Annotated in this window: 17 protein-coding genes, 1 tRNA gene and 2 pseudogenes; 12 read left to right on the top strand and 8 right to left on the bottom strand. The window is 55.0% G+C overall.

Annotation, left to right across the window (positions count from 1 at the left end):
* The first annotated feature begins 541 nt into the window (after window positions 1-541).
* The 3 genes from FNY10_RS06775 (at window position 542) to FNY10_RS06765 (ending at window position 2,931) form a co-directional block, all read left to right on the top strand.
* Window positions 542-1,159, top strand: a complete 618-nt coding sequence (locus tag FNY10_RS06775; RefSeq protein WP_160703500.1) for an SOS response-associated peptidase — start codon at window positions 542-544, stop codon at window positions 1,157-1,159.
* Between the two features lie 464 nt (window positions 1,160-1,623).
* Window positions 1,624-2,613, top strand: a complete 990-nt coding sequence (locus FNY10_RS06770) for a hypothetical protein (RefSeq protein ID WP_160703502.1) — start codon at window positions 1,624-1,626, stop codon at window positions 2,611-2,613.
* A gap of 24 nt (window positions 2,614-2,637) precedes the next feature.
* Window positions 2,638-2,931, top strand: a complete 294-nt coding sequence (locus FNY10_RS06765) for a hypothetical protein (protein WP_136027906.1) — start codon at window positions 2,638-2,640, stop codon at window positions 2,929-2,931.
* 187 nt (window positions 2,932-3,118) lie between these two features.
* On the opposite strand, the gene FNY10_RS06760 is transcribed toward FNY10_RS06765, so the two are convergent.
* Both FNY10_RS06760 and FNY10_RS06755 read right to left on the bottom strand, forming a co-directional pair.
* On the bottom strand, window positions 3,119-3,667 hold the full coding sequence (locus FNY10_RS06760; RefSeq protein ID WP_160703504.1) for a recombinase family protein: 549 nt from the start codon (window positions 3,665-3,667) through the stop codon (window positions 3,119-3,121).
* Between the two features lie 458 nt (window positions 3,668-4,125).
* Complete coding sequence (locus FNY10_RS06755) at window positions 4,126-4,377, bottom strand: DUF2560 family protein (protein WP_160703506.1); 252 nt, start codon at window positions 4,375-4,377, stop codon at window positions 4,126-4,128.
* 563 nt (window positions 4,378-4,940) lie between these two features.
* On the opposite strand from FNY10_RS06755, the gene FNY10_RS06750 reads away from it, so the two are divergent.
* Window positions 4,941-6,139, top strand: a protein-coding gene (locus FNY10_RS06750; protein WP_160704027.1) for an IS3 family transposase whose coding sequence is annotated in 2 segments (ribosomal slippage) — window positions 4,941-5,259 and window positions 5,259-6,139 — 1,200 coding nt in all. Because the reading frame shifts where the segments join, the coding sequence is not laid out codon by codon here.
* A gap of 375 nt (window positions 6,140-6,514) precedes the next feature.
* Here the strand turns inward: FNY10_RS06750 and FNY10_RS06745 are convergent.
* The 3 genes and pseudogenes from FNY10_RS06745 to FNY10_RS06735 all read right to left on the bottom strand — a co-directional run.
* Window positions 6,515-7,273 carry a glycoside hydrolase family 75 protein gene (locus FNY10_RS06745; protein WP_141964713.1) on the bottom strand — a complete coding sequence of 253 codons (759 nt, stop codon included), beginning with the start codon at window positions 7,271-7,273 and terminating at the stop codon, window positions 6,515-6,517.
* Between the two features lie 205 nt (window positions 7,274-7,478).
* A tRNA-Thr gene (locus FNY10_RS06740) sits at window positions 7,479-7,554 on the bottom strand.
* Between the two features lie 548 nt (window positions 7,555-8,102).
* A pseudogene (locus FNY10_RS06735) lies at window positions 8,103-8,378 on the bottom strand (antitermination protein); the annotation flags it as partial.
* On the opposite strand from FNY10_RS06735, the pseudogene FNY10_RS06730 reads away from it, so the two are divergent.
* Both FNY10_RS06730 and ttcA read left to right on the top strand, forming a co-directional pair.
* A pseudogene (locus FNY10_RS06730) lies at window positions 8,378-8,935 on the top strand (site-specific integrase); the annotation flags it as partial. The pseudogenes FNY10_RS06735 and FNY10_RS06730 sit on opposite strands and share 1 nt — an antisense overlap.
* Window positions 8,936-8,983: 48 nt before the next feature.
* Window positions 8,984-9,919: a tRNA 2-thiocytidine(32) synthetase TtcA gene (ttcA, locus tag FNY10_RS06725; protein ID WP_160703508.1), complete on the top strand. Its 936-nt coding sequence runs from the start codon at window positions 8,984-8,986 to the stop codon at window positions 9,917-9,919.
* A 44-nt stretch (window positions 9,920-9,963) separates the two neighbouring features.
* Here ttcA and dbpA read toward each other — a convergent pair whose 3' ends face one another.
* The 3 genes from dbpA to zntB all read right to left on the bottom strand — a co-directional run bounded on the left by dbpA (window position 9,964) and on the right by zntB (window position 12,800).
* Complete coding sequence (gene dbpA / locus FNY10_RS06720; protein ID WP_160703510.1) at window positions 9,964-11,337, bottom strand: ATP-dependent RNA helicase DbpA; 1,374 nt, start codon at window positions 11,335-11,337, stop codon at window positions 9,964-9,966.
* 14 nt (window positions 11,338-11,351) lie between these two features.
* The gene (locus FNY10_RS27220; RefSeq protein WP_100685194.1) at window positions 11,352-11,537 is read right to left on the bottom strand and encodes a hypothetical protein; all 186 of its coding nucleotides are present in this window, start codon (window positions 11,535-11,537) and stop codon (window positions 11,352-11,354) included.
* 279 nt (window positions 11,538-11,816) lie between these two features.
* On the bottom strand, window positions 11,817-12,800 hold the full coding sequence (gene zntB / locus FNY10_RS06715; protein ID WP_100685195.1) for a zinc transporter ZntB: 984 nt from the start codon (window positions 12,798-12,800) through the stop codon (window positions 11,817-11,819).
* 474 nt (window positions 12,801-13,274) lie between these two features.
* Between zntB and FNY10_RS06710 the strand changes: the two genes are divergently transcribed.
* The 6 genes from FNY10_RS06710 (at window position 13,275) to FNY10_RS06685 (ending at window position 26,461) form a co-directional block, all read left to right on the top strand.
* Window positions 13,275-14,021 carry a DeoR/GlpR family DNA-binding transcription regulator gene (locus tag FNY10_RS06710; RefSeq protein ID WP_160703512.1) on the top strand — a complete coding sequence of 249 codons (747 nt, stop codon included), beginning with the start codon at window positions 13,275-13,277 and terminating at the stop codon, window positions 14,019-14,021.
* Between the two features lie 13 nt (window positions 14,022-14,034).
* Window positions 14,035-15,117 carry an oxidoreductase gene (locus FNY10_RS06705; protein ID WP_160703514.1) on the top strand — a complete coding sequence of 361 codons (1,083 nt, stop codon included), beginning with the start codon at window positions 14,035-14,037 and terminating at the stop codon, window positions 15,115-15,117.
* 453 nt (window positions 15,118-15,570) lie between these two features.
* Window positions 15,571-17,250, top strand: a complete 1,680-nt coding sequence (locus FNY10_RS06700) for a ShlB/FhaC/HecB family hemolysin secretion/activation protein (protein ID WP_202395391.1) — start codon at window positions 15,571-15,573, stop codon at window positions 17,248-17,250.
* Window positions 17,250-17,798: a toxin-activating lysine-acyltransferase gene (locus FNY10_RS06695; protein WP_160703518.1), complete on the top strand. Its 549-nt coding sequence runs from the start codon at window positions 17,250-17,252 to the stop codon at window positions 17,796-17,798. The genes FNY10_RS06700 and FNY10_RS06695 overlap by 1 nt, the downstream gene beginning before the upstream one ends.
* Window positions 17,791-26,010: a polymorphic toxin type 25 domain-containing protein gene (locus FNY10_RS06690; RefSeq protein ID WP_160703520.1), complete on the top strand. Its 8,220-nt coding sequence runs from the start codon at window positions 17,791-17,793 to the stop codon at window positions 26,008-26,010. Before FNY10_RS06695 ends, FNY10_RS06690 begins: the two co-directional genes overlap by 8 nt.
* A complete protein-coding gene (locus tag FNY10_RS06685; RefSeq protein WP_160703522.1) occupies window positions 25,997-26,461 on the top strand; it encodes a hypothetical protein in 465 nt (154 codons plus the stop codon). The genes FNY10_RS06690 and FNY10_RS06685 overlap by 14 nt, the downstream gene beginning before the upstream one ends.
* Window positions 26,462-26,768: the final 307 nt, after the last annotated feature.

Here is a 26,768-nt window from a genome sequence, read left to right as displayed (position 1 = left end):
AATGTGCTGACATCCCCACCGCGAATCCGTACCATACACGCCACAGACTGAGACTCATCAGGTCCAACGTCATTAATTGCGATCACCCGCCGTGCCGCGAGCAGCGTGCGTGTGCCACACTATGAATTGAGCTATTATTAAATGCTGCAAAATCAAGAAATTAGCAAAAAAGAAAAGTACAACCTCGATAAGTTTCCCAAATAATTTCAAACCCCTGAATTTATTAATTTTATCTTCTAATACAGTCAGTTATTACCCCTTACGAACAACGCCAACCGACGCCAGCCTACGAATTTAATGCCCTTTTTTGCCCCTTTTTCTTATCCGATGCCCCTTCTATGCCCCTCTTTTGCGAGCAGCTTTCCAGAAAGAAAAAGTGCATGTTTACGACAATATCCTCCCATGGCATCATCTCCTGCGTTAATCATGTAATTTTCGGTGTGCACCACTCTTTCATGATAACGGCCTTCCCTAGGAAAACCCATCAGTTGGCCATCACTCGCAACGTCTATACTTTTAGTCTTACTGACTGGAGGTTTCTATGTGTGGACGTTTTGCACAAGCCCAAACCCGTGAAGAGTACCTGGCTTATTTGGCTGAAGAGGCCGAGCGCGACATTGCATACGATCCTGAGCCAATTGGGCGTTACAACGTGGCACCTGGGACTAAAGTTTTGCTCCTGAGCGAACGTGATGAGCAACTGCATCTCGATCCGGTCCACTGGGGTTACGCACCAGGGTGGTGGGATAAATCACCGCTGATTAATGCCCGGGTGGAGACCGCAGCCACCAGCAGGATGTTTAAACCGCTTTGGCAGCACGGTCGAGCGATCTGCTTTGCCGATGGCTGGTTTGAATGGAAACGTGAAGGAGACAAGAATCAGCCCTATTTCATTCATCGTGCTGATGGCCAACCAATATTCATGGCTGCGATCGGCAGCGTGCCTTTTGAACGAGGCGACGAAACTGAAGGGTTTTTGATAGTGACCACTGCGGCCGATCAGGGATTGGTCGATATTCATGACCGCAGGCCGCTGGTCATGACGCCGGAAGCAGCACGCGAATGGATGCGCCTGGATATAGGCGGGAAGGAAGCCGAAGAGATAGCCACCAACGGAGCAGTGCCCGCCGACAAGTTTATCTGGCATGCTGTGACGTGAGCTGTAGTGAATGTGAAAACCTAGGTGTAGATCTCGTAGAGAAGTGGCTGAAATAATGATGCCATAGATATAGTTATCTGTCCGCTTTGAAGAAAAAAATCGACGAGAAAGGCACGTTTTTAGCCCCCCCTGTAAATGCTAGTCATTATCAATGTTAATCATTGTTGCTAATCATTACCTGAATATAAAAAATATTGGCAAGCCGACAACAACAAATAATTAGCAATGAAATTATTAGTAGGAATTTCAATTCTGGAACTCAGACTTTAACTAAAAAAACCGAATACAGCTTACACCTTAAAACTTAACACTACAACAAAAACAAAACCCAGGGTTTTAATTTTTTTTTAGTTTAAATAGAGGTAACCACTGGAATTGTACTTTAACAAGTCTAAATTTAAAGAAGATTTATTTTACCAAGAACAATAAACTACCACATTATGATTAGAAAAAACGAGGTTAGTATGAAGATAGTTCATCCTTTGATTATTATATTTTCAGCCATGTTATTAACTAATTGTGCTTCTGGGCCTATGTTAAAAAAACAAACCAAAGATACTATTGATGCAGGAAATGAAGTAAAAAAACAATCAATGGTTTTCTTTGATTCACTCCTAATACTTCAAGATCAGAATGCAGCCATTATATATGCCACTCATCCTGAATGCATTCCAAATGATAGTAATACTATACGCTATAATACGAATCAAACAACGGGGAAATCAAAGCTTTGCCTGCCCTTGGATACAATGAATATAAATGACCCTTCATTAATGAGCCTTACACCGTTAGATAGAACCCGATTTCAGACAGATCTTGAGATTATAAGTGTATTTTCTGACTATCTTATTGCATTAACTCAATATACTGAGGACCCCAAAACTCCTATAAGCGACCGCCTCAGCACAGCAATAGGCAATGCAAATAATGTTAAGTCACTGAAATTCCTAAATGTTGTACAAAAAGAAGCAGTCACTGGTTTAGCATATTATCTTGAGAAGATGTTAGCAGAATACCAACAAGGTAAAAATATTACAGATATTGTTCTAAGAGAAGGACCAACACAACAGGAAAACATTAAGAAAGTTAAAGATGACATCGATAAAATGAATGCACTATATAAAATTTCGGTAGAGAAATTAATTATATCATCTTTGGCAAATTATTATAGAGAGAACGCTGATGGCCCTGAATTTAATTCTTATGATAAAAGAATCTCTTTCTATGGAAAAATAGGACCAATTATACAGAGTACGAAATCAACAAACCCTGCCAGTCTGGCTATAGAAAAGTTCATGGCATACCATGCATCCTTGATTGATTTATCGAAGGGAAATCTATCGGAGGAACAAAAGGCAAGTAAATTAGAAATTGAACGTAAACAACTTATTACAGGCCTAAAACTTATAGCTGAGTTAGCCAAACCTATTATATTAGCCGCGGTCACTCTCTAGTGATTAAATGTATTGGAGGTGGATATGCCTAGTAATCAATATCAAGACCAACTTGTTGATTCGTTAAACAACCTTGCTGGATGCTGTTCACAGCGAGTCAATAGCGTTAACGGCAGTGCATTTACTAATTTTCAGACATACTTTACCATGAAAGCAATCAGTATAAGCAATCAAACCTTTTCTGCATCAAAAAATGATGATTTAGTTTATTTCAACAATAAGACTAATGAGGGAATTAACGCTACTCAAGCTAGTGGGGGCTCTAATACGATTCAAAAGCTAAATAATCTAACAATAGAGCTAGATAATTATTTTTGAGATTTTAAATCATGAACTTAGCAACTACTTAAACTCACAGCACCTGCGGTTTTTGTGAATATTCTGACTACCAGCTTACCCTTGAACTCAATTCATCTCGGTGAAGCAATACCAGCCAGTAATACAGTTTTCTATATGGCAAATTGCTCACCTGCGATCTCTTGCATACGGTCGCAGGTGAGCAAACTTAACCGGCTGGAAAATATTTATAAATCGTCTTCACTCCCACCCCTATCACATCTGCGATCTGTTGCCGGGTAGCGCCGTTCTCCAGCATTCTGCGGCACCGCTCCACCACTTCTTCAGTCATTACCCGGCGGCGACCGCCGACTCTCCCCTGTTCCCTCGCAACAGCTAAACCGGCTCGGGTACGCTCGACGATCAGCTCGCGCTCCATCTCTGCCAGGGCGCTCATGACGTGGAAGAAAAACCGGCCTGCTGGCGTACTGGTATCGATGCTGTCGGTCAGACTACGAAAGTGAATACCTCTATCCTGCAACTCTGAGACCAGAATTATGAGGTCACGAACACTACGCCCAAGGCGATCCAGCTTCCAGACCACAAGAAAATCACCTGGTTTTAAACGACGGATAGCACGCCTCAGCCCTGGGCGCCTAGAATTTTTCCCGCTCGCTGTATCTTCGAAAATCTGCTCACATTCTGCGCGTACCAGCGCGTTTTTCTGCAAATCGAGGTTTTGATCCCCTGTTGAGACCCTGGCATAACCAATCAGCACTGTGTAACTCCCTGAAAATACAGATTGTAAAATGCTGATGTTATTCGTTCAAACCTGGGTTCAGGCGAAGGGTTTAGTCTCATTGGGCAGGCCACCTATGCGCAGATGCGAAATTTCACTGGGGCGGGCAACTCAATTATGTGCGGCGGAGCCGAAACCCGACTGGATGGTGCTCAGGGGATTTTCGATCAAGTTCCCGGCGGCGCGGTAATGACCATCCCCGACGACGACTGCGTGCATATCCGTGACTCGCTGGGGCGTCTGTGGAAACGTCGCTTTGAGGGAAATGAAATTCGCATGGCCTGGGCCCGTGCAAAAAGCCTGAAACAGACTTCCGCACCACAGGATTTTGCATTTAAAAACTGCCTGAAGGCTGCGGCCTCAATATCAGAATCTGGCTACCCACAGTTCATTATTAAAGGGCTGGATGTCGGGGTGGTCTATATCGCCGAACGCCATCATATTCGCTGCGGCAACTGGCCGGAATATATGGCCTGGAAACTCCCTCCGGGCGGTGCAGGAATAGCTTTAATGGTCTTGGCTACCACCGTGCTTTCACTCACAACACGATTAAACTGCTGAATGAAAATCTGGTACTTGAGCTCACTATCCTTAACAAACTCAATCGCTTCTTTTGCAGCTGCGGTATCGTAGTTCAGAGTTGAAAGCAGGTTCAGGCGAATCTGTTCTGCAGGTGTTATTTCTGCCATGTCTGTCTTACCTCTATGCAATGTGGAGAGCATTATTGAAGTCACTATTTATAGATGCTTCTGTAGTGCCATTAAAAAAGCCACCCGGAGGTGGCTTAGTTCTCATTCATTTTTCACTCGAGTTTCACGAGATCATCAGCAGGTTATCCTGTAAATGCGGCATGCCTCCAGTCCTGATGAAACAGTACCTTTAACACTATACATTTGAGTCAATTTCTCACGAGATTTATTTCCCATACATGTACCCTCCTTGCAGATAATTTCTGCGAACAAACTAATTGATTCCGCGATCATGAAAGAAAACAAAAACGAGGTTAAGCCGTATTGCGTTCCTAACATGCCTGTCATCATCAGTCTCAGGAGGCAACCGCTGAGAGACGCTAAGCGTTTCGACACAGTTACTTTACTCAAAAATTAGACATTATTAAACCATCCGATACAGTTGCCCCCTTACTCTCTGGTTGATAAACAGTAGACTAGCCCCATAGATCACCGGACACTTCGCCTCTCTTAAAATAAGAGGTAGTCTTAGACCTATGTTTAACACCAGTCAGAATAATAAGATGGTTGAAGTGTTATCAGGACCCGAGCGGCGACGACGCCGAACACCGCAGGAAAAAATTGCCATTATTCAGCAGACTATGGAGCCCGGCATGACCGTGTCTCATGTTGCCCGTCTTCATGGCATCAATGCTAACCAGATCTTCAAATGGCACAGGCAGTATGAAGACGGCTCTCTGACCGCCGTGGCATCAGGCGAAGAGGTCGTTCCCGCATCTGAACTTGCTGCTGCCAATAAGCAAATCCGCGAGCTTCAGCGCCTTCTGGGCAAAAAGACGATGGAAGCTGAAATACTTAAAGAGGCTGTGGAGTTCGGTCGGGCAAAAAAATGGATTGCGCATGCACCCCTGTTGCCCGGGGACGACGAATAACTGACGTCTGCCGGAGTATCGGTGTGTCGCGTGCGCAGCTGAGTATCAGGGTTAACCGGCCATCTGGCTGGCAGGATCGCAGAAGACAATCCAGCTTCGACGACGCCGCGGTGTTGTCCCGGATAAATACGGCGGTGGCTGAACTGCCCACATACGGTTATCGCCGGGTATGGGCGCTGTTGCGACGGGAGTCTGAGCAGGACGGGCAGCCTGTTGTGAATGCGAAGCGGGTGTACCGCATTATGAGCACTCACCATCTTCTTCTTGAGCGTAAGCCAGCTGATCACCACCGGAAGCGGGCCCATAAAGGACGCGTGGCGGTGGCTGAAAGCAACCGGCGCTGGTGCTCAGACGGCTTCGAGTTCCGCTGTGACAATGGCGAAAAGTTGCGGGTAACCTTCGCCCAGGACTGCTGTGACCGGGAGATCATCGACTGGGCAGCGGGCACAGGTGGCTATGACAAAGAAACAGTGCAGGATGTGATGCTGGGTGCGGTGGAAAAACGCTTTGGGCAACATCTGCCGTCAGAGCCGCTGGAATGGCTGACGGATAACGGTTCAGCCTACAGGGCACATGAAACGCGGGCGTTCGCCCGGATGCTGGGGCTTGAACCGTGCACGACAAGAGTGCGTAGCCCGGAAAGTAACGGCATCGCAGAAAGCTTCGTGAAGACGATAAAGCGGGACTACATCAGCATCATGCCAAAAGCGGACAGCCAGATGGCGTTGATAAATCTGGCAGTGGCGTTCAGCCATTACAATGAACATCATCCGCACAGTGCGCTGGGATACCGCTCACCACGGGAATATATACGCAGAAAGTTATCGTAACCATAAGAGAGAAAAAGCGTCTGGATATAAAGGGTCAAATCCACTTTACTTTTGAGGTGAGCCTTCGCCCGGAGTAGCCGCCCTGCAGAACAGTCACGCAACCATTCCAAAGGCCCACCCCGAAAAGCTCTGCAGGTTTATGCGCCGGGCGTGACGCGGATATAAAAAAGGCCCGCGAACGCGAGCCTGTTAGTTCCGCTTACTGATACGGAGCGACCAACTGCAGTTGTCGCAGAATCAAATTGTGGCCCTGATTTGGAGTCACTTTGCGCTCATCTGGGACATGTAAGTTTCGCATCGTGATCGGGATTCGCTTCAAACGCTGGCCCCGCTGCCATTTAAGTGCTGATTACACTTATCCGTACTCGATTGAGGCTAGTGATATTTTGAGAAATCGGTATCTAGATTCAATGCCTTAGCGGCGAGATCTAGATCAGATTGGTCGAAAAAGAACTGCTTAGATGGATTTAAGTTTGCAAAATAACGTACAACGATGTCTTTAGTTTCGGGAGCACCTTTTCCACCTTTTCCATTTTTTACTGGATACCCAAGACGCTGGAGAAGTGCCAGCGAGCCTTCTTCTCCATTGCTGTTTCCGGTGTCTCCCACTATAGCAAAGACAGTCTTGTTATTATTAACAGAGTGGACCACACAAAAGTCACCAGTTTTGACACCTTTTTTCTTCGCGCTATCAGCTAAGAGTGTGTAATTTATTTCGGTAGCATTTACATACCGACGAGGGTCGAATTTATTATTATTTTTAACATCGACATACCCAGTTTTTGAAATATAAAAACCTGGGGCAGGATCACTCTTTCCTTGAATAATAGGATTTCCATCCATATCAACAAGATAACCGACAATAGCTCCCGATTTCTTTGCGCCAACATGGGCGTTTAGTTCGTAGTCCAGAGTTTTTTTGTTTTTAGGGCCATAAGCGTTTGGAGCACCATCAACATCTACACTCATGCGGACATAAATTTCATTATCTGCTTTTCTACTCAAAGCACTAGTTTGCTCTAATTTATTATGTATCGAGGACGTTGTTGATTCAGTGATTGTAGAGGTTGGTGGCGCTGCCTGTGAAGTTACGCAGCCTGCCAATAAGACGTATGCGATCAATGATTTTTTCATTTCGTAACCTCGAAGAAAATATAAAAAAACCAATTGCTATCTGTAATGCATGCAAAGAGCATCCAAATTTAAGCTAGTCGACTAGCTTGATTCTTCTTTGCGCAATTCAAGCTTAGTTTAGTGTTAACCGAGTAACACGTTCATGCAAAGGAATAAAACTATCTAAAAACGCGTGATTACACCGGCAGAATCTTCGGGGAGTATGTGGTGCTGATTGACGGAATCGAACCGCCGACATCCTGCTTACAAGGCAGGAGCTCTACCTGCTGAGCTAAATCAGCAATATGGCTCAGGACTCTCGCGTATGAGCTTCAACGTGTAGTGCGGCACGCATTCACTCAAGAGCCCTGACCGGATTGCAGAAATTAAAAAGGGCCGCCAAAGCGAGCTCGTAAGGAGGAAAGTATTATGTTTGAACTAACTTAGCGAAGTTCTGCTTCGGCGAAGCTCTCTTAATTTATTCGGTAGGGGCAGCCTGGCTGCTCCTAGCTGGCTAAAGATTTCTTGTCTGAAAAAGCGATTTATTGTGTTACCGAGATCGTCGCTTATGGCTACACAGACCAGCGTATCCATGCGGTATTTCTCATGAAAAGTTGCGTAAACTGGTTCCCAAGGGTGCTCAGGGTCAAAGTACCGTATGTGGCAAACCAAATGATGACGCATAATGCGCTCTCCTACTGTTTAGATAGTTAGAGCCGCACTCCTGCGCAGCGGTTAAAAAAACCCGCCGAGGCGGGTTCTTAATGTCTGTAACGTCATGGGCGTAATAACCCATCGTTGAAGCGAGATTAGCCAATTTCCGCCACGTTTGCAATAGCCGGTTGCAAAATCACCTCGTTACCTTTTCAAGCATCTTTTCAGCAAAGGATTCTTCAACGTGGCAATACTCCACCAGCCGATCGAAGAACAATTTGAAGTTTCTGCGCCAGGTGGTTTCAGTAACACCCAGCGCTTTGAATACCTCCGAGTCCTTTAATCTGGGATAGCCGCGACCGGTACAGCGAGGACATTGCTTAAAAACAGGAACTCCCTGCAGCTCAGATTTTTTCTTATCGAGAACCTCGCCTCGCCCCCGGCAGCGGCATTCGTTCTTTATGTTCCCCTTCTGGTGTGCGGCATGGTGAGCTGGCGGCACTAGCATGGGAGGATGTCGATCTGGATAAGGGCGTGATACACGTTAGACGGAATCTGACAGCGAACGGCATGTTCGGCCCACCAAAAACAGCAGCAGGAAACCGGACGATTCAACTGCTCGGCCCTGCCCTGGACGCGCTGAAAGCGCAGCATGAACTGACGGCTGGTCATTCGGTATCCACTATTACGTTTCACCACAGGGAATATGGTTCAAGCGAGGAACAGGAATTGCGATTCGTTTTCATGCCGCGGAAAAGGAAAGGAGAGCAAAAACCCTGCTACTCGCACAGTAGCATAGGCAGCAGATGGGAAGCTGCAGTAAAACGCGCTGGCATTCGCCGCAGGAATCCGTACCATACGCGGCATACTTTTGCCTGCTGGCTCCTGACGGCTGGTGCAAACCCGTCTTTTATAGCCAATCAGATGGGGCATGAAAACGCGCAAATGGTGTACGACGTTTATAGTACATGGATAGAAGAGATGAACGGCGACCAGGTTTCTATGTTGAATTCCCGGCTTGGGCTTTAAAACATTTTGCCCCCTATATGCCCCTTTTAGATTTAGAGAATGTTAATAATGCAAGAAAATCAAGAACTTACCAAGAAAGAGAAATATAACCTCGATAAATTGCAAAAGCGCCTGCGCCGTAATGTCGGCGAAGCCATTGCCGATTTCAACATGATCGAAGACGGCGACCGGATTATGGTTTGCCTGTCCGGCGGTAAAGATAGCTACACCATGCTGGAAATCCTGCGCAGCCTGCAGAAAAGCGCGCCGATTTCATTCTCACTGGTCGCGGTCAACCTCGATCAGAAACAGCCGGGTTTCCCCGCGCACATTCTGCCGGAATATCTGGAGCAGCTGGGCGTCGAGTATAAAATTGTCGAAGAAAACACCTACGGGATCGTCAAAGAGAAGATTCCTGAAGGCAAAACCACCTGCTCGCTCTGTTCGCGCCTGCGTCGCGGGATCCTGTACCGTACCGCAAGCGAACTGGGCGCAACTAAGATTGCCCTCGGCCATCACCGCGACGATATTTTGCAGACGCTGTTCCTGAACATGTTCTACGGCGGCAAAATGAAAGGTATGCCACCGAAGCTGATGAGCGATGACGGTAAACACATCGTTATCCGTCCGCTGGCATACTGCCGCGAAAAAGACATTGAGCGTTTTTCGCAGGCGAAAGGCTTCCCGATCATTCCGTGCAACCTGTGCGGCTCGCAGCCTAACCTGCAGCGCCAGGTCATTGCCGATATGCTGCGCGACTGGGATAAACGCTATCCTGGCCGTATCGAGACCATGTTCAGCGCCATGCAGAACGTGGTGCCGTCTCATCTGAGCGACACTAACCTGTTTGACTTTAAAGGGATTAACCACAATTCCGCCGTGGTTGACGGCGGCGATCTGGCTTTTGACCGGGAAGAGATCCCGCTGCAGCCTGCCGGCTGGCAGCCGGAAGACGATGCCGCACAGCTGGATGAACTGCGTCTGAACGTGGTGGAAGTGAAGTAACCAACCGGCGTCTCAGAGTCACCTCTGAGACGCCTTGTCATCGCTTATTTCAGCAGGCGGACGCGGCAGTTTTTGCCTTTAATCTTGCCGTTTTGCAACTGCTTATAGGCTTTCTGCGCGACGCCCTGGCGAATCGCCACATAAACATGCGCAGGATGGACGTTAATCTTGCCGATATCGGCGCCGTCAAAGCCCATATCGCCGGTCAATGCGCCAAGCACATCGCCAGCGCGCATTTTCGCTTTCTTCCCGCCATCGATACACAGCGTCGCCATCTCAGCGTCAAGCGGTTTGATGGTGCCGTTGGTCGGCGCGTTCACCCAGTTCAGCTTCAGCTGCAGCATTTCGGCCAGGATGTTGGCGCGCTGCGCCTCTTCCGGCGCGCAGAGGCTGATAGCCAGACCGCTCTCACCGGCGCGGGCGGTACGGCCGATACGGTGCACATGAACCTCCGGATCCCAGGCCAGCTCGTAGTTAACCACCAGCTCCAGCGATTTAATATCGAGGCCGCGCGCGGCAACGTCGGTGGCGACCAGCACGCGAGAGCTGCCGTTGGCAAAGCGCACCAGCGTCTGATCGCGATCGCGTTGTTCAAGATCGCCGTGCAGCGACAGCGCGCTCTGCCCTGCGGCATTCAGCGAATCGCAAACCGCCTGGCAATCCTTTTTGGTGTTGCAAAACACCACGCAGGAGGCCGGCTGATGCTGGCTGAGCAGCGTTTGCAGCAGCGGGATTTTTCCGCACTGGGAGGTTTCGAAAAACTGCTGCTCGATTGCCGGCAGCGCGTCGACAGAATCGGTCTCAATGGTTAACGGATGGTTCTGCACCCGTCCGCTGATCGCCGCGATCGCTTCCGGCCAGGTGGCGGAAAACAGCAGCGTCTGGCGTTCAGCCGGGGCAAAGCGGATCACCTCATCGATGGCCTCGCTGAAGCCCATATCCAGCATCCGGTCAGCTTCATCCATCACCAGCGTCTGCAGCGCATCCAGCGACACGGTGCCTTTTTGCAGGTGATCGAGTAAACGACCCGGGGTGGCGACGATGATATGCGGCGCATGCTGCAGCGAATCGCGCTGCGCGCCGAAAGGCTGGCCGCCACAGAGGGTCAAAATTTTGATATTCGGTAAAAAGCGCGCCAGACGACGCAGCTCACCCGCGACCTGATCGGCCAGCTCGCGGGTCGGGCACAGTACCAGAGATTGTGTCTGGAACAGGGTCGCATCGACGTGCTGAAGCAGCCCCAGACCAAATGCCGCTGTTTTACCGCTACCGGTTTTGGCCTGCACGCGCACATCTTTACCCGCCAGAATCGCGGGCAAGGCGGCGGCCTGCACAGGGGTCATCGTGAGATAACCCAGCTCATTGAGATTGGCGAGCTGGGCTGCGGGTAAAACGTTCAGTGTTGAAAAAGCGGTCACAATTTTTTCTCGAATTAACAGGCACACAAAGGGCAGGCGCGTATCCTCGCAGATCTGCGCCTGCGATGCGACAATTTAATCGGCTCATCATCCGGCGGCGGGTCGGGTAACGGATGCGGCCGCGGTCGGGGATCGGGCACCGGAATGGGATCGTTAGGTTCTGGCGGAACAGGGATCGATGTCAGGGGCTGATAGCGCATATTGGCTCTCCCGGTAGTCAGCGGGTACACCCATTAAGCGTAGAAGCTGCTAACCAGAGAGCAAAAAAAAGCCGACTTAATCAAGTCGGCGTCGTACGAATCAATTGTGCTATGCAGTAATTCAAAAAAGGAAGTAAGACAATATGGAGCGCAACGCCCATCGCTTGACGTTGCATTCACCTGCGAGAGAGATATTGCCCCGAATGGGTAGACGGTTTATTGATTTCGCTCAAACATTCCCGGGTTTTCGCGCTACGGGCGGCAATGAAAAACGATTATTTACAACCATTTACTACGATGCAACCACCATGTAACACCGCCAATGAGAACGACTAACATTATGCAGAAAATAGAAAAGCCTAAATGCCACGCATTGCCAGGGATCCCGCCGAGGTTAACGCCAAACAGACCGGTCAAAAAGGTGCTGGGCAGAAACACCATCGCCATCAGCGACATCGTATAGGTACGCCGCGACAGCGCCTCCTGCATAATCTGGGCAATCTCATCGCTCATAATCGCCGTTCGGGAAATACAGCTGTCAATCTCATCCAGGCCGCGCCCCAGTCGGTCGGCGATATCCTGCATTCTCCGGCGGTGGTCGTCATTCATCCACGGCAGGCGTTCGCTGGCAAGACGGGAGTAAACATCGCGCTGCGGTGACATATAGCGGCGCATCACAATCAGCTGTTTACGCAGCAGCGCCAGAAACCCCCGCGGCGGCACCTGCTGATCCAGCAGGTTATCTTCGAGGTCGATAATCCGGTCATGCAGCTGCTCGATAAATTCGCTGGCGTGGTCGGTCAGCGCATCGCAAATATCCACCAGCCAGCCGCCGCAGTCCACCGGACCGGTGCCCTCACGCAGATCGCCGAGCACATCATCCAGCGCCAGCACCCGACGCTGGCGGGTGGAGACGATTAAGCGCTCGTCCATATACAGACGCATCGCCACCAGCTGGTCCGGCCGCTCATCGGTACTGCCGTTGATGCAGCGCAGGGTAATCAACGTCCCGTCGCCCACCCGGGTGACCCGAGGACGGGTACTTTCCCCGGCCAACGCATCGCGGACGCTGTTGGGTAACAGCGGCGTCGATGCCAGCCATTCGGCGCTGTCGGCGTGGGTATAGTTCAGATGCAACCAACAGGGGTGATCCTTATCAATAGCATCACTGTCAGTCAGCGGCTTGACTCCGCCCTGCCCGTCGAATTGCCAGGCAAAAACCGCATCCGGCACGTTCAATTCCGATCCCTTAATGGCGTCCACCGGACCTCCGTCAGTCAGTACTTATTTTTGCTAGTCTAGCCTGACGCATCGGTTAATCAAGGGGGAAAGTCAGCAGAGCGCTGAATTTACTAATGAAAAGCGGGGGTAAAAATGGAAAAAAAGAACCCGCCGACGGCGGGTGATGAGTGCGTTTCACAAGAGTATGTCCGGCCCGCTGAATGAACCAGCGCCAGAATGAATGGCGGCAGGATGGCAGGCCAGCTGGCGCCGCTCATTTTTTCTCTTCTGCGTACCGACGCGCGTTGTCGTGCAAATGTGTACACATGTTTTATCTCCTTGATTGTTATGCGCAGGAATAAGCGTAGACCGCTGTTGCCGTTTTGCAAGTCGCCCCTGACAACGTTTCGGGCCGCGCCTGCGCTGCGCTCCTCGCCGCGGTGCAAGGAAGATTTCTTTTCCTGCAAAATGCTGTATTATGCAAGTTATTGCAGCATTTTGCAGGATTTCATCACCATGCATAAAACCGCCAGACAAAAGTACCTGGTTGAACTTATTAGTGAAAATGGGCAAGTCAGCATCAGCGAACTGGTGGAAAAGCTGCAGGTTTCCGCAGACACCCTGCGTCGCGATCTGGCCGATCTTGAAAAGCAGGGGCTGGCGCAGAAGAACCACGGCGGCGCAATCGCGCTCGATATTTCCGCGATGAACCGCCAGGGCAGAAACGCCCTGCTGCCGCAGACTAAACAGCGTTTAGGCCGTATGGTCGCCAGCAAAATACCCACCGGTTCGACCCTCTTTTTAGATGCCGGCAGTACCGTTCTGGCCGTCGCTAGCCAGATTCAAGGCCCGATGACGGTCATCACTCCGTCATTAGATATTGCCACGCATTTCAGCACCCGCCCGGATATCCAGCTGATCGTGCTGGGGGGAACATGGGATGCGCGGCAGCGACTGTTTGCCGGCAGCGCCACCCTGGCCTTGCTGGCGCGCTATCGCGCCGATATCGCTATCCTCGGCGCTTGCGCCATCCATGCGCAACTCGGCTTAAGCGCCAGCCAGGAGGCCGATGCTGAAATTAAACGCGCGATGCTGGCGGCAAGCACCGGGCACTGGCTGGTGGCCGATCATCTGAAGTTGAACCACTGCGAGCCGCATCTGGTGGCCGAATTGACAGACATACATCAGTTATTTTTAGACAAGCCCTGGGAAGAACTCGGGGATACTGGCGCGCTGCAGGTCAACATTGCTGACGCTCAATAACGTGGAGAGGGTAATGAATAAAGTCATCGCAGGTGAAGGTAAAAACATGAATATTGCGCTGATCGGCTATGGCTTCGTCGGCAAAACGTTTCACGCCCCGCTGATTCAGTCGGTGGAAGGTCTCACGCTGGCGGTCGTGGCGTCCGGCGACGAAGAGAAGGTAAAGCGCGACCTGCCCGATGTCACCGTCATCGGCTCGCCAGAACAGGCCGTTCAACACCCGGATATTGACCTCGTGGTGATCGCCTCCCCTAATGCCACCCATGCCCCGTTAGCCAAACTGGCGCTGAATGCCGGGAAACATGTGGTAGTGGATAAGCCGTTTACCCTGGATATGCAGGAAGCGCGCGAGCTGATTGCGCTGGCGCAAGAGAAACAGCGGTTGCTTTCGGTCTTCCACAACCGTCGCTGGGACAGCGATTTCCTCGGCATTAAACAAGTTATCGAACAAGGGCTTATCGGCAACGTTAAGCACTTTGAGTCGCATTTTGACCGCTTCCGCCCGGAAGTTCGCGTGCGCTGGAGAGAACAAAATGTCCCCGGCAGCGGCTTATGGTTCGATTTGGGGCCGCACCTGATCGATCAGGCTTTACAGCTGTTCGGCCTGCCGCAGTCGGTACAGGGCAATATCGCCACCCTGCGCCAGGGCGCGGAGATTAATGACTGGGCGCATGTGGTCTTAAACTACGCGCAGCATAAGGTGATTTTGCACTGCAGCATGCTGGTGGCCGGCGGCGTATCGCGCTTTACCGTCCACGGAGACCGGGGCAGCGTCGTGAAATCGCGAGCCGACCAGCAGGAAAGCCAGCTGCTGGCCGGGGTGGTTCCGGGCAGCGAAAGCTGGGGACATGATGACGACAATCTGGTGGTGTTTGATGCCAGCTCGCCGCCGCGCGAAATCCCCACCCCACAGGGCGACCAGCGCCAGTACTATATTCATGTGCGCGATGCGCTAACCGGTAAGATAGAGAATCCGGTCCAGCCGCTACAGGCGCTGGCGGTAATGGCGGTCTTAGAAGCGGCGGTACGGTCGGCGGAATCGGGTACGGTGCAGAGCGTTGCCCTGACCGCAGATGAGCTGGCGGCGTTGCAATAACTCGCGTTCCCCCATGACCGGCGCTTTTCCGCCGGTCATGAACCGCCGGACGGGGCGGGTCGCGGCATTTGCCGGGCCAGCCTGCTCACACTCTGGCGCACTGTGGCGCTGATTGCCCGCCGTTCAACGGCGTCGAGGCCTGGCGGGATGCACTAGCCCGCTGCCGGGTATGGTTTCGGGTAAATTCTTATTCCTTTTCTCCTGCGAACGGCGCCCTCTGCAGCCTGCGGTGCCTTTTCTGGTAGTTCTGCCCCCATCCGCGACGCGAAAAAAAGCGCGATACCTCATGGTTTTAAATTAAAATACAATAAGTTAGATTAATTTTATTTCCCCACATCTCGCGACGGGAACGATCGCGTTTTCGGAATAAGCCTAATTCCCTTTCCTTGACGATAGCTGAACAATTTTACACAAATTCACAGTTGTTCATTTTCTGACATTGCAAGGATGCCAATGAGCCGCGAAGAAATACCCTGCAAAGCGATCGCCTCGGCGATCGGCCTGTTTTTCCTGCTACCGGCCCACGCCGCAAGCTCTGACGACCAGTTTATTATTCAGCAGCAGCGGCAGAAGGCGCTGGAGCAACAGCTGACGCCGCCGACGCCGGACGTCCGACTGTCCGGGCCCGCCTCCGGCTTCGGTCAAATTCCCTTCCCGACGGAAACACCCTGCTTTGCCATCCACCGCGTGGCGTTAAGCGGCCAGCAAGCGCTCCCCCGCTGGCTGCCGCTGCAGCGCATCGCCGACCAGGCGCAGGGGCATTGTCTGGGGGGCAAAGGGATTAACCTGCTGATGAGCACTCTGCAAAACCGGCTGGTCGATCATGGCTGGATAACCACCCGCGTGCTGGCCCCCTCGCAGGATTTGAAAAGCGGGACGCTGAAACTGATGATTGTGCCAGGCTACGTGCGCCATGTACGGCTGACGGAGCAGAGCGACGACTATATCCGGCTGTACAGCGCCTTTCCGGCACATGAGGGCAATTTGCTCGATCTGCGCGATATCGAACAGGGGTTGGAAAACCTCCAGCGCCTGCCCACGGTTGAGGCCAGTATGGAAATTGTGCCCGGCGACAATCCCGGCGAGAGCGACATCGTCATTACCCGCAAGCAGGCGAAGATGTGGCGCCTGGGGCTGTCACTGGACGATTCCGGCACCGAAACCACCGGCCGCTATCAGGGAGGCGTGACACTGTCACTTGATAATCCCTTCTCGCTCAGCGATTTGCTCTATTTTTCCGCCAGCCACGATCTCGACAATAACGGCGGCAAGAAAAGCCGCAACTACGTCGGCCACTATTCGGTACCGTACGGCTACTGGATGCTGGGGGTAACCGGCAGCGACTACGACTACCACCAGACGGTGGCTGGCCTCAACAGCGATTACCGCTACAGCGGCAAAAGTAAAAACCTCGACGTACAGCTAAGCCGGGTCCTGCACCGCAGCGGGACGCAGAAGACAACCTTTACCTATGATGTGCTGGCGCGCGAAAGCCGCAACTACATCGACGATACCGAAGTCAACGTACAGCGTCGCCAGACGGCAGCCTGGCGCGTGGGGCTACAGCATCGTCATTATATCGGCCAGGCCGTGCTTGACGTCGGCGCCAGCTACCAGCGCGGCACCCGCTGGTTTGGCGCGCAGCCGGCGCCGGAAGAGTTCGTCGGCGACGCCACCGCGCTGAGCAAAATCACCCAACTTAACGCCCAGCTCGACCTGCCATTTACCCTCGGCAGCCAGAATTTCCGCTACAACGTGCAGTATCTGCGCCAGATCAGCAACACTCCGCTCACCCCGCAGGATCAGTTCGCCATTGGCAACCGCTGGACGGTACGCGGGTTCGACGGCGAGCGCACCCTCAATGCCAGCCACGGCTGGTACGTGCGCAACGATCTGGCGTGGCGTACGCCGCTGGAGAATCAGGAACTCTACCTCGGGGCGGACTACGGTGAAGTCGGCGGCTACAGCTCTGATTACCTGATCGGCCAACACCTGGCGGGCGGCGTTATCGGCGTGCGCGGCAACGCCTTGCGCACCGGCTATGACCTGTTCGCCGGAACACCATTGTCGAAGCCGGATGGGTTCCACACCAGCGCCGTCTCCCTGGGCTTCAACCTCAACTGGAGCTGGTGATGCGCGTCGGACAATACGAAATTAAAGCGCCGCTGATGCTCGGCGGCACGGACAACGAAGCCGAAGTGCTGGGGGCCAGCGTCTGGCTGTGGATGCACTCGCCGATGCACCGGGACGCCCCGCTGCACGCCCTCCCCACGCTGCTGCTGCCGATTATCAAGCGCCGCCAGTATGTGCTGATTATTGAAAACGAACGGCCGGTATTTTTCCTCAGCTGGGCGTGGCTCAACCCGGAGTCAGAAGCCCGCTATCTCACCCGCCCGGCGATTGACATGGCGGAGGCCGACTGGAACAGCGGCGACCGGATGTGGTTTTGCGACTGGATCGCGCCATTCGGCCATACCGCCGCCATCAACGCCCTGATGCGCCAGGACATCTTTGCCGATCACTGCGCGCGGGCGCTGTATCACCGCGGCGCACAGCGCGGTAAACGGGTAGTGATGTTCCACGGCCGCCGCGTCAGCCGCCAACAGGCCAGAAGCTGGCGGCAGGCTCACCCGCTCGCCGTCGGCCTGCCGGAAGCGTTTAAAGGACTAAACCATGAATAAGAACCTCTACCGTATTGTCTTCAACAAAGCGCGCGGCATGCTGATGGTGGTGGCGGATATCGCCCGTTCCGGCCGCGCGGGCTCCGCGCGATCCTCCGCGCCGGGAGCCCTCCCGCGCCAGCTGTGCGGCAAAGTCAGCACCATCAGCTTCAGCCTGTGGCTGGCGCTGGGCGTGATACAGCCGGCGCAGGCCAATATCGTCGCCGATGCCGGGGCGCCAAATAATCAGCAGCCCACGGTAATGCAAAGCGCCAACGGTACGCCGCAGGTCAATATTCAGACCCCGTCGGCCGCCGGGGTATCGCACAATACGTACAGCCAGTTCGACGTCAACCAGCAGGGGGCGATCCTCAATAACTCGCATCAAAACGTCCAGACCCAACTGGGCGGAATGGTGGCGGGGAACCCCTGGCTGGCGAAAGGCGAAGCGAAGGTCATTCTTAACGAGGTTAACTCGCGCGACCCCAGCCATCTGAACGGGATGATTGAAGTGGCCGGGAAAAAAGCCCAGGTCGTCATCGCCAACCCGTCCGGTATTACCTGTAACGGCTGCGGCTTTATCAATGCCAATCGCGCCACGCTGACCACCGGCCAGGCGCAGCTCACCAACGGCAATCTCACCGGCTATCAGGTCGAACGCGGCGAAGTGACCATCGAAGGCACCGGGATGGACAGCTCGACCGCCGATTACACCGATATTATCGCCCGCTCGGTGAAGGTTAACGCCGGGCTGTGGGCGAAGGATCTGCAGGTCACCACCGGGCGCAACCGGGTGGATGCCGCCCATCAACGCATCGAAAAAACCGGCGATGACCCGGCAACCCGCCCGCAGCTGGCGGTGGATGTCGCCAGCCTCGGCGGCATGTACGCGGGTAAAATCCGCATGGTCGGCACCGAGCGCGGCGTCGGGGTGCGTAACGCCGGGGCGATTGGCGCCCAGGCCGGGAGCGTGACCCTCACCGCCGACGGCCGCATTGAAAACAGCGGCACGCTGCGCGCCAGCGAAGACGCCGCCATCCGCACCGCCGGCGAGTTCAGCAACAACGGCGCGCTGACCGCCGGTCGTGATGTGGATATTCAGGCGGCAAGCCTCACCAGCACGAAAAACAGCGTGCTGGCCGCCGGGGTAAAAAGCGACGGTAAGCTGGCGGAGAGCGGCGACCTGCGGCTGCAGGCCGACGGCCAGCTGAGCGCCCACGGCCAGACACTGGCGGGCGGAAACCTGCGCGCCAGCGGCCAGGGGATAGACGTCAGCGGCAGCCAGACCCAGGCCCGGCAGGTCACGCTGGACAGCGGCGCGGGCGACCTGACGACGTCCGCAGCCCAGGTCAATGCCAACGCGCTGACCCTGCGCAGCGGTCAAACGCTCAACAACGACGGCGGCACGCTCAGCGCCGACGCGATAACCCTCGCCGCTCAGCATCTGTCGAACCGCAAAGGCAAACTGGTGCAGACCGGCGACGGCGCCCTGGCGGTGAAACTGGCGGGCAACATCGATAACCGGGAGGGGGAGATTGCCGCCAATGGCGATATTCAGCTCGCCGCGCAGTCTGTTGATAACCAGGGCGGGAAAGTGCTGGCGGCGCAACACGGCAGCCTGACGGCACACGCCCGGACAACGCTGGATAACCGTCAAGGCACCCTCGCGGCGGCAGGCGATACGCGGATCGACGCCGGGATGCTCAACAATAACGAAGGGCTGATCTCCGCCGCTACCGGCAGCGGCGACATCCGCAGCGCGCAGGCGGTCAGCAACCGCCAGGGGCGCATTGAGGCGGCAAAAACGCAGACGCTCAACGCCGCCGGGCTGGATAACCAGCTGGGCGTTATCGTCGCCGACGGGGCCACGCTGGCGCTCGCCGACGGCCTGCTCAACAACCTGTCCGGTTCACTGTACTCGCACAGCGCGCTGGCTATTCGCAGCGGCGCGCTCAACAACCAGCAGGGGTTCCTCGCCAGCGGCGGCCCGCTCACCTTCAAAGGGAGCGAGGTTGATAACCGCGACGGCCAGTTCGCCACAGCCCAGGCGCTGGACGCCAGCTTCAGCACCTTCCTCAACCAGAACGGCAGCCTGAAGGCGCAGGGCGCGATGACGCTGAACGGCGGCACGCTGGACAACGCTCACGGAACTGTCGGCGCAGACGGCGGGCTCAACATCGGCGTCACCGCCCTCGACAACCGCGCGGGCACCCTGGTCAGCAGCGCAGACGCCCTTCTGCGCGCCGACCGGTTGGATAATCAGGGCGGCCAGCTGGCGGCACAGCGGGCGCTGAGCGTTAACGGCAGGCAGGTGATCAATGATAACCGCGGCCTGATCCAGAGCGGCGATAGCCTGACGTTAACCGCCGACGACATCAGCAACCGCAGCGGCGGCAGCATTATCAGCAGCGCACAGGCCAGCCTGCATACTCAGCGCCTGCAAAACGGCGGCGGCGAGATTCAGAGCGTCGGCGATCTGCTGATCGACAGCGCCCACGGCGTCGTGGACAACATTTCCGGGCTGATGCGCAGCGGCGCGACCTTAACGCTCAATGCGCTGAACCTGATCAACCAGCATACCTCCGGCGACAATAAAGGGCTGGAGGCGCAAAACATCGCGCTCACCACCGACACGCTCGATAACCAGCACGGGATAATTCTGGCCGATAAGTCGTTGACGGTGCGCAACAGCGGCGAACTCAACAACCGCAACGGCGGGCTGGCGGCCTCCGGGACGGTGGATCTTCGCGGCGATAAACTGGCGCTGTTTAACCAGGATGGCACGGTGAAAGCCGGCAAGCTACTGCGCATCGAGGCGGATACGCTCGACGGTGACGGCCAGCTGCTGTCGCTCGGCGATATGGCGCTAAGCAGCCAACAGTCGCTGAATAACCGCGGCACGATGGTCGCCAACGGCCGCTTCACGCTCACCTCCGCGGGGGATATCGTCAACAGCGGTAAGCTGCTGGCGGGCAGCCGTCTCGACCTTACCAGCCGCAACCTGAACAACGGGATAAACGGCGAAATTAATGCCGGGCAAAACACCCTTAACGTCAGCGACACGCTGTTCAACACCGGACTGATTGACGGCGGCTATACGCGGATTAACGCCGATACTCTCACCAATAGCGGCAGCGGGCGCATCTACGGCAATGCGATTGGCGTCAACGCCCTCACCTTCAATAACCTGGCAGAGCACGGTACGGCGGCGACCCTCGCCGGGCGCGAGCGCGTCGACCTCGGCGTGCAGACGCTGAACAACCGCGATCACGGGTTAATCTACAGCGGCGGCGATCTGCTGATTGGCGGCGCACTGGCGGATAACGGCGCGGCCAGCGGCCGGGCGGGAACCATCAACAACCACAGCGCGACCATTGAATCGGCAGGCGATATGACCCTCGCCGCCGGGCAGATTAACAACATCAACGATCGCTTCACCATCGGCCTGGTCACCGTTTCTCAGCAGCAGGTGACCGAATATCAGCATACCGGCTCCCCTACCCGCTGGAACGCCACGGACAACGGGGTGTTTGTCGACGGTAACTCCGCCGATGGCCTGCGCAATCTCAACACCCCGGACGATACCGGGAGTAATAACGACAACTTCAACCAGTTCGACTATACCCGCACGGTGGAAGAGACGCGGATCCTCGAATCCGACCCGGCGAAGCTCCTCGCCGGCGGCAATATAACCCTCACCGGCGACCGCCTGTTGAACGACAAAAGCCAGGTCATCGCTGGTGGCACCCTGGCGATAGCCGGTCTGCAGGAGGTGAAAAACGACGATGTGCCGGGCGAGCGGCGAACCACCGACGTCGGGAGCGCCACCCATTACTACCGCATTCGCCACAAAGGGGGCGATGAGCAGGGCCGCGACCGTACTGACTATACGCCGCCGACCAACATTCAAAGTATCGCCCTGAAGCCGGGGCAACTGATCAGCGGCGGCAGCGTCGAGGGCACGCCGCTCACCATTGCGCCGCTGACCCCGCAGGGCACGGCGGCGGCCATCGGCGTGGCGGGCGCCGTCGCCGGTCAGCACACCGTCTCGCCCGGCGAGCCGGTCACGCCGCCCGCGGGCCAGCAGTTTGAGGTCACGCCCGCACAAGGGACGATTCGCATAGTCGGCCCGAACACCACCCTGCCGGATAACAGCCTGTTTACGCTTAATCCCGCCAGCGACGTCCCCTATCTGGTGGAGACCGATCCGCGCTTCACTAACCAGAAACAGTGGCTTGGCAGCGACTATATGCAGCAGGCGCTGGTCGGCAACGGCGACACGACGCTGAAACGGCTGGGCGACGGCTACTATGAGCAGCGGCTGATCCGCGAGCAGGTGATCGCCCTGACCGGCCAGCGCTACCTTGACGGCTACGCCAGTGACGAAGCGCAGTTTAAAGCCTTGATGGATCAGGGCATTACCTTCGGCAAACAGTACGCGCTGAAGAGCGGTGTGGCGCTGACCCCCGAGCAGATGGCACTGCTGACCGGCGACATCGTCTGGCTGGTGAACACCACCGTGAAGATGCCCGACGGCTCACTGCAGACCGTGCTGGTGCCGCAGGTCTACGCCAAAGTTAAACCCGGCGACATCGACGGCTCCGGCGCGCTGATCGCCGGGAATAACGTCAACATTAAACTCGACGGTGACCTCTTCAACAGCGGCACCCTGAACGGCCGCCGCGTCCTGCAGCTTGACGCCGGGAACATTACCAATCAGGCGGGCACCCTGCTCGGCGACGACGTGCGCCTGAACGCCCGCAACGACATCAACAACACCGGCGGCATCATCCAGGGCGGCAGCAGCCTGCTGGCGGTGGCCGGGCGCGACATCAACGCCACCACCACCCTCGCCGACGCGCAGAGCGTCAGCGGCGATAACCGCTTCAGCCGCACCACCCTCGACAGCGTCTCCGGCATTTATGTTCAGGGCGATGACGGCAGGCTGACGCTGCACTCCGGGCGCGATATCACCCTCGGCGGCGCGCAGGTGGTCGCCAGCGGCGAACGTGGCGAAGTCCAGCTGGTGGCCGGGCGCGATATCCGGCTCAACGACGTCACCACCGCCTGGCACGACAACCTGGTGTGGAACGCCGACAACACCCTTGATCAGAGCCAGAGCCGCAGCACCGGCAGCGAAGTGACCGGCAAAGGCAACGTCACCCTCAGCGCCGGGAACGACCTCAGCGCCCGCGGTACCGCCCTCTCCTCCGGCGCGGCGCTGAACCTCGGCGCAGGCAACAACCTCACCCTGGACGCGGGCGAAAACCGTCAGACGCTGGACGAACGCCACAAGGTCACCGGCAGCAGCGGCTGGCTGTCCACCACCACCACCCGCACTCAGGACAGCGTCTCGCGGCAGACGGCCCAGGGCAGCGAACTCAACGGCGACCGCGTCAGCCTCAGCGCCGGGAACGATCTCACCGTGCGCGGCAGCAGCGTGGCCGGCAGCGGCGACGTGGCGCTGCTGGCGGGCAACAATCTGCGGATCGACACCCGGGATGAGTACAACAGCGAGCAGCACCTGAAGCAGGAGAAAAAATCGGGGCTGATGAGCTCCGGCGGGATCGGCTTCAGCTACGGCACCCAAAGCATGAAAACCACCGACACCGGGGCGGATATCACCCGGGCGGGCAGCACCGTCGGCAGCGTCAACGGCGACCTGACCCTGCGCGCGGGCGACAACCTGACGGTCACCGGCTCCGACCTGATCGCCGGTCGCGACATGGCCCTCTCCGGCAAAAACGTCGCCATCACCGCCGCCGAAAACCAGAGTCAGCAGACCCATGTGGTCGAACAGAAAACCTCCGGCCTGACCCTCGCCCTCTCCGGCACGGCGGGCAGCGCCCTCAACAGCGTGGTGCAGGCCACCCAGGACGCCAAATCCGCCGGCAGCAGCCGGTTACAGGCCCTGCAGGGGGTGAAAGCCGTGCTCTCAGGCGTACAGGCCAGCCAGGCCGCCCGCCTGGATGCGGCCCAGGGCAACGATCCGGCCAACAACAATACCGTGGGTATCAGCCTCTCCTACGGCAGCCAGTCGTCGACATCAACCCAGCGCAGTACGCAGACCACCGCCCAGGGCAGCACCCTGACGGCGGGCCGCGACCTCAGCATCAGCGCCCGCGAGGGCGACCTGACTGCCGCCGGCAGCCAGCTGAAGGCCGGTAATGACGTGGCCCTCTCCGCCAGCCGCGATATCACCTTACAATCGGCGCAGAACACTCAGCTGCTGGAAGGTAAAAACGACAGCCACGGCGGCACAGTCGGCGTCGGGATTGGCGTCGGCTCCGGCGGCTGGGGGATCAGCGTCTCCGCCAGCGCCAACAAAGGCAAAGGCAGCGAAAGCGGCACCGGCACCACCCACAGCGAAACCACCGTCGATGCGGGCAACCGGCTCACCCTCAACAGCGGACGCGACACCACCCTCACCGGCGCCCAGGTCAGCGGCGACACGGTTATCGCCGGTATCGGCCGCAACCTCACCCTCACCTCCGAGCAGGACAGCGACCGCTACGACTCAAAACAGCAGAACGCCAGCGCCGGGGGCAGCTTCACCTTCGGCTCCATGAGCGGCTCCGCCAGCGTCAACCTCAGCCAGGACAGGATGCACAGCAACTACGACTCGGTGGTGGAGCAGACCGGCATCTTTGCCGGCAAAGGCGGCTATGACATCACCGTGGGTGAACATACGCAGCTGGATGGCGCGGTAATTGGCTCGACGGCGACGGCGGACAAAAACCGCCTCGACACCGGCACGCTGGGCTGGGGCGATATCGACAACCGGGCCGATTTTAAAACCGAGCACCAGAGCGTCGGGTTCAGCACCGGCGGCAGCATCGGCAGCCAGTTCGCGGGGAACATGGCCAACGGCCTGCTGACCGGCGGGAACAACGAAGGACATGACAGCAGTACCACGCACGCGGCGGTCAGTGAGGGTGCCATCATCGTGCGGAATAAGGATAAGCAACAGCAGGATGTGGCGAACCTCAGCCGCGACGTGGAGCACGCCAGCCAGACCCTGTCGCCGATATTTGATAAAGAGAAGGAGCAGCAGCGCCTGCAGCAGAGCCAGCTGATTGGCGAGATTGGTAACCAGGTGGCGGATATTGCGCGCACCGAGGGACAGATTAACGCCATCAACGCAGGCAAGGCCGACCTGGCGAAGGAAAAGATAAACGAGCCGGGGAAAGGCGCCAGCAAGGAGGCTTGGGAGAAATACAACGCTCAGCTGGCGGCGACCGAAGGCTATAAGGCCGCGCAGCAGCAATGGGGTACCGGCAGCAGCGTTCAGCAGGCGATTCAGGCGGCAACCGCCGCCGTGCAGGGGCTGGCGGGAGGGGACATGGCTCAGGCCATTGCCGGAGGTGCAGCACCATATGTTGCGGAAAAGATACATCAGCTTGCGCCGGATGAAGCTAGCAGGGTAATGGCTCATGCCATCATGGCCGGGATAGCGGCAGAATTACAGGGAAATAGTGCTGCAGCAGGCGCTGCGGGTGCCGCCACGGCAGCGATCGGAACATCAGTGATAGCGAAAGCGCTATATGGTACAGATGATTACAGCAAACTGAATGAGATCCAGAAACAAACCATTAGTACTCTGGGTACACTGACAAGCGGCCTGGCAGGTGGTCTTGTCGGGGGAAATACAAGCAGCGTCTTGGCAGGTGGGCAGACTGGGAAAAATACAGTTGAAAATAATGACTTAGGAAACTGGGGAAGTCTGGTGCCTCCGCGTGTTCAACAAGATGCATCTCTGGCACTAGATCAAGCGCAAAATGGGAAAAATGCCGAAGAGATTAGTAATGCTATTGATGCTTCACATATGGGGCCATCATGGGGGGTTGAGTATAAAGTTAAACCTAATGGAAAAATTGAAGTTTCCGGTGGTATGGGACTTGCCATGAAGGGGGGAGCAGAGATTAATAATGATTACCTTTCTGTTTCTACAGGTTATACACCAGAGTTTGGTGTGAAGGCTGGCGCCTCTATGGGTATTGATTTTGGGCCATATTATCCTGGAGTATTTGGGGACTTGAGACGTGACTATTCAACCAGTATCGGCTTTGGTCCCGGCTCTGTAGGAGTGTCTGCAGGTAAAGATGGAATTGGTTTTTCCTTCTCTGTCGGGCCAAGTATAGGTTTTACTGGTTCTTCCACTGCCCCTCACGGTGAAAAAATAGAACTGAACGGCGATACTACTAAGGAAATTTACCACCATGATTTCAAATGATATGGCGCTTAATACATCAGCGCTAGTTATGTTGTTCTTCTTAGCCGCATGGGGAGCATGTTTTTTTATATTTGTATATAAAAAACTTGGTGGACCGAAAGTAGGTAGAGATGCGTTGCTATACTTTAACTTTATGTTTTTCAAGAAGGAGATGCTTTCAAACATCGCCTTGATTTTTCTCGTACTGGGTTATATTTCAGCAGCATTTCTAGAATATCGAAGAGAGTTTGATGATTTGAAATTGTTTGCTGACTTATCTGGAGGAGTCTCTTTTCTTCTCTTCGCTGTATATGGAAAATATTTTTTTCATAATTACACTGAATACGAAAAGCCTTTCTTTTTTGTTAAAGTTTTCTTAACAAGACTAGATTTAAATATCGGCTCTGCATTTCTTTGGTTATCAAGAATATTATATTTAACATGGTTGGTTGTTTTTATTATAAAAAGTTAAGAAACAGCTTATTAAACCAGTTACCAGGAAATGAATACAAAATCATTTACCAGGGTTGAATGGTCAAATCCCGGCTGCTGAGCCGGGATTTGACCTATAACGGCTACTTACTTCGGATCAGACAGTCATAGCGGTCACATTTTATTCCCGGCAGATCAGTATGTAGTAGATAAAAACCTGATGCCGGTGCAGACATAGGCTGGACTGGATCAACTGGCTAAACGTGACCTGCCTGAAGGTGCTAACATCACAAAAGTGATTGTGGATGGCTATAAGGATGGGGTACTGATTGATACACAAGGTAAAC

The organism is Klebsiella sp. Lac1 (assembly GCF_009825425.1).
In the GTDB taxonomy this organism is placed as follows: Bacteria; Pseudomonadota; Gammaproteobacteria; order Enterobacterales; family Enterobacteriaceae; genus Klebsiella; species Klebsiella electrica.
This window is presented reverse-complemented; position numbering and strand designations above follow the sequence as displayed.

Bases quoted from the DNA above. Each gene is read 5' to 3' on its own strand.
- FNY10_RS06775 (WP_160703500.1), top strand. From the start codon at position 542: ATGTGTGGACGTTTTGCACAAGCCCAAACCCGTGAAGAGTACCTGGCT.
- FNY10_RS06770 (WP_160703502.1), top strand. From the start codon at position 1,624: ATGAAGATAGTTCATCCTTTGATTATTATATTTTCAGCCATGTTATTA.
- FNY10_RS06765 (WP_136027906.1), top strand. From the start codon at position 2,638: ATGCCTAGTAATCAATATCAAGACCAACTTGTTGATTCGTTAAACAAC.
- FNY10_RS06755 (WP_160703506.1), bottom strand. From the start codon at position 4,377: ATGGCAGAAATAACACCTGCAGAACAGATTCGCCTGAACCTGCTTTCA.
- FNY10_RS06745 (WP_141964713.1), bottom strand. From the start codon at position 7,273: ATGAAAAAATCATTGATCGCATACGTCTTATTGGCAGGCTGCGTAACT.
- ttcA (WP_160703508.1), top strand. From the start codon at position 8,984: ATGCAAGAAAATCAAGAACTTACCAAGAAAGAGAAATATAACCTCGAT.
- FNY10_RS27220 (WP_100685194.1), bottom strand. From the start codon at position 11,537: ATGCGCTATCAGCCCCTGACATCGATCCCTGTTCCGCCAGAACCTAAC.
- FNY10_RS06710 (WP_160703512.1), top strand. From the start codon at position 13,275: ATGCATAAAACCGCCAGACAAAAGTACCTGGTTGAACTTATTAGTGAA.
- FNY10_RS06705 (WP_160703514.1), top strand. From the start codon at position 14,035: ATGAATAAAGTCATCGCAGGTGAAGGTAAAAACATGAATATTGCGCTG.
- FNY10_RS06700 (WP_202395391.1), top strand. From the start codon at position 15,571: ATGAGCCGCGAAGAAATACCCTGCAAAGCGATCGCCTCGGCGATCGGC.
- FNY10_RS06695 (WP_160703518.1), top strand. From the start codon at position 17,250: ATGCGCGTCGGACAATACGAAATTAAAGCGCCGCTGATGCTCGGCGGC.
- FNY10_RS06690 (WP_160703520.1), top strand. From the start codon at position 17,791: ATGAATAAGAACCTCTACCGTATTGTCTTCAACAAAGCGCGCGGCATG.
- FNY10_RS06685 (WP_160703522.1), top strand. From the start codon at position 25,997: ATGATTTCAAATGATATGGCGCTTAATACATCAGCGCTAGTTATGTTG.